Annotated in this window: 4 protein-coding genes; 3 read left to right on the top strand and 1 reads right to left on the bottom strand. The window is 43.6% G+C overall.

Going from position 1 to position 2,548, the window contains the following annotated elements; translation table 11 throughout:
• On the bottom strand, positions 1-368 hold a 368-nt coding region (locus tag EOO49_RS19270; protein WP_290848768.1), incomplete at its 3' end, for a 2-dehydropantoate 2-reductase N-terminal domain-containing protein.
• A 47-nt stretch (positions 369-415) separates the two neighbouring features.
• Between EOO49_RS19270 and EOO49_RS19265 the strand changes: the two genes are divergently transcribed.
• From EOO49_RS19265 to EOO49_RS19255, 3 genes are all read left to right on the top strand, one after another.
• Positions 416-937, top strand: a complete 522-nt coding sequence (locus EOO49_RS19265; protein WP_290848766.1) for a glutathione S-transferase family protein — start codon at positions 416-418, stop codon at positions 935-937.
• Between the two features lie 76 nt (positions 938-1,013).
• On the top strand, positions 1,014-1,643 hold the full coding sequence (locus EOO49_RS19260; RefSeq protein WP_290848764.1) for an IS607 family transposase: 630 nt from the start codon (positions 1,014-1,016) through the stop codon (positions 1,641-1,643).
• A partial coding sequence (locus tag EOO49_RS19255; RefSeq protein WP_290848762.1) for a hypothetical protein occupies positions 1,640-2,548 on the top strand: 909 nt, incomplete at its 3' end. The genes EOO49_RS19260 and EOO49_RS19255, both read left to right, overlap by 4 nt.

The raw sequence follows: 2,548 nt of genomic DNA, 5'->3' as shown, positions 1-2,548 counted from the left end.
GGCTCGATATATCCATTGCTTAAGAGAACGACACGAGCGCTACTTTTGATACGAGGAAGCCATTCTTCCAAAGCGTGAGAAAGATCGTAGGCTTTAGGTGTAAAAAAGTAGACGTGAGTCTCGGAAAGTCCCTCATCTTTCAACTGCACGCTTTTCGGCAAACCATGATCGATAACTTCAAACGGCTCGTGCACGAACCCCGTTCGCGAATAAAGCCGCACATCACAGGCCTTTATTTGGGAAAGGCTATAAGCCAGGGCTTTGCCAAGCGCGCCCGCTCCGATAATAGTAACTGAAATATTCACCAAAAACCTCCTGTCGTGACTGTAGTTTATTCCAGAAGCGGCGGCAATTATCGATTGACCCACCTTTATTCAGCAACCAGAATGACCAGGCCAATCAAAGGAATTATCCAATGTTAGAGTTTTATCTTGCGCCTTATTCTCGTGCCTCAAGCATTCACTGGCTACTCGAAGAAATCGGTGAACCTTATGAGGTCAAGCTCGTCGACATTCGTGGACATGTCCCTGATGATTACAAAAAAATTCAAGCTCACAAAAAAGTACCGGCTCTTGTGGACGATGGAATCGTGATCACCGAACGGGCTGCGATTACGCTTTATTTGACCGAAAAATACCCAAACAAAGCGATAGCGCCGATAGCCGGCGATCCCCTTCGCGCCCGTTTTCTCTCGAATCTGGTCTACTGTGATTCTGTGATTGATCCGGCCCTTGCTTTGCATGGTCTTAAAGTCGAATATCAGCCGAGTTCCGTCTCGTTCGGGGCCTACGACGATATGCTGGCCCATATCGAGGATGTGTTGAGTCAAAACCCGTATGTTCTCGGCGATGAGTTTACCGCCATCGACACGCAATGGGGTAAGATGCTGCTTGACAAATGTGTGTTAAAAATATATAAGTCTATGTCAAATGCATAGGATTTAAGCACATGCTGATTCGTCTTTCGGAGGCTGCAAAAAGATTTGGTATGTCAAATGCATAGGATTTAAGCACATGCTGATTCGTCTTTCGGAGGCTGCAAAAAGATTTGGTGTTCATCCTGATACCCTTCGACGTTGGGCGAAAGAAGGCAAGATTACCTTCTCTCTTTCTGCTGGTGGACATCGCCTTTTCGATCCAAACGAAATCAGTAATTTTCTAAAACTTCCGAGCGGACGCTTAGTTCAAAAAGCAAAGCCTACCATAGCTTATGCCAGAGTCAGTTCAAGTGATCAAAAAGACGATCTGAAAAGACAAGTTGAGATGCTTTCTATGTTCTGCGCTGCTAATGGCTGGGAACATGAGATCATCTCAGATCTTGGCTCGGGCATGAACTATCAGAAAAAAGGTTTGAAAACTCTTATCCGGGCTCTTTGCAATCAAGAGATCGGGCGCCTCGTTATAACGCACAAAGATAGACTTTTAAGATTCGGATCGGAACTGATTTTTTCTATTTGTGAGCATGTCGGCTGCGAAGTTGTCGTGATTAATTCTTCTGAAGATTCAACTTATGAAGAAGATCTGACAAAAGATGTCCTAGAAATTATCACCGTCTTCAGTGCAAGACTTTATGGATCTCGATCACACAAAAATAGAAAAATTGTAGAGTCGCTCAAAGCAGCTGCCGATGAGGTGTGCAAATGAGTAAAGTCACGCGCATCGTCAAATCTATCGATCTCAATCAAAAGAAATACAATGAACTTTCCGAACAAGCTCGACTTTTAGGAATGCTTAGAAAAGAAGTCTGGCAAAAGTTTGGTTCTATAAATGGCTCTGGAATTAATTTTCGTGAACTGAGAAATGATTGGGTCAAAACTAGGGACTTTAATCCTCTTCCAGCGAAAGCTTGGAAGGAGACATTAAGAGACGTGCTCGACGATATTAGTATGTATGAGGAAGCGGCGAAGGTTCAGGTTCGAGATGCCATATATAAAAGAACATCTGATAAGGCTGAGCGAAAGGAACTATTATCCAAACTAAAAGGTGAGGGTTGGAAAAAATGTCCATTCCTTTCCCGAAAGATGAGGCAGTATAAACGTCATGGAAAGACCAAGGTTGAAAATCAAATCATCCTTGAAACAGGCGTGTACTCCCAGTTTAAAGGAAAAGATGGGAACACTTGGCTCAAGATCCCAACATTTGAGCGCGGAAAAAAACTCTCTATACCGCTCAATTCCAATATTGATCTTAAAGGCTGCTTAAGACTCATTCTTGTAGATGGCGAAGTCGAGGTGCATTACACTATCGAGCGCAAAAAGTATAAGCCTTGCGGCAGTCTTAGCCTAGGAGTCGATAAAGGTTACACCGAAGCTTTTGCTGATTCGGAAGGAAACTTTCATGGTAGGGGTCTCGGCAATGTTTTAACCTCGGCAACGGAAGCTCGAAATCGGCGAGGTAAAGCGCGCAATAGACTTTTTCAGATCGCAAAGAAATCTCCGAAGAAAAGAAAGAATCTACTGCGCTTTAACCTTGGTCGTAAGAAATTGCGCCAAAACCTAGAGCATCAAAAAAATCTCATTAGAAATATAGCCTTTCAAGCAGCGCATTCC

The organism is Flavobacterium sp. (assembly GCF_004295795.1).
Taxonomy (GTDB): Bacteria; Bacteroidota; Bacteroidia; order Flavobacteriales; family Flavobacteriaceae; genus Flavobacterium.
The sequence above is the reverse complement of the archived record's forward strand: the minus strand, read 5'-3'. Positions and strand labels throughout refer to the sequence as shown.

Excerpts from the sequence above, each read along its gene's own strand:
- EOO49_RS19265 (WP_290848766.1), top strand. The coding sequence starts at position 416 with ATGTTAGAGTTTTATCTTGCGCCTTATTCTCGTGCCTCAAGCATTCAC.
- EOO49_RS19260 (WP_290848764.1), top strand. The coding sequence starts at position 1,014 with ATGCTGATTCGTCTTTCGGAGGCTGCAAAAAGATTTGGTGTTCATCCT.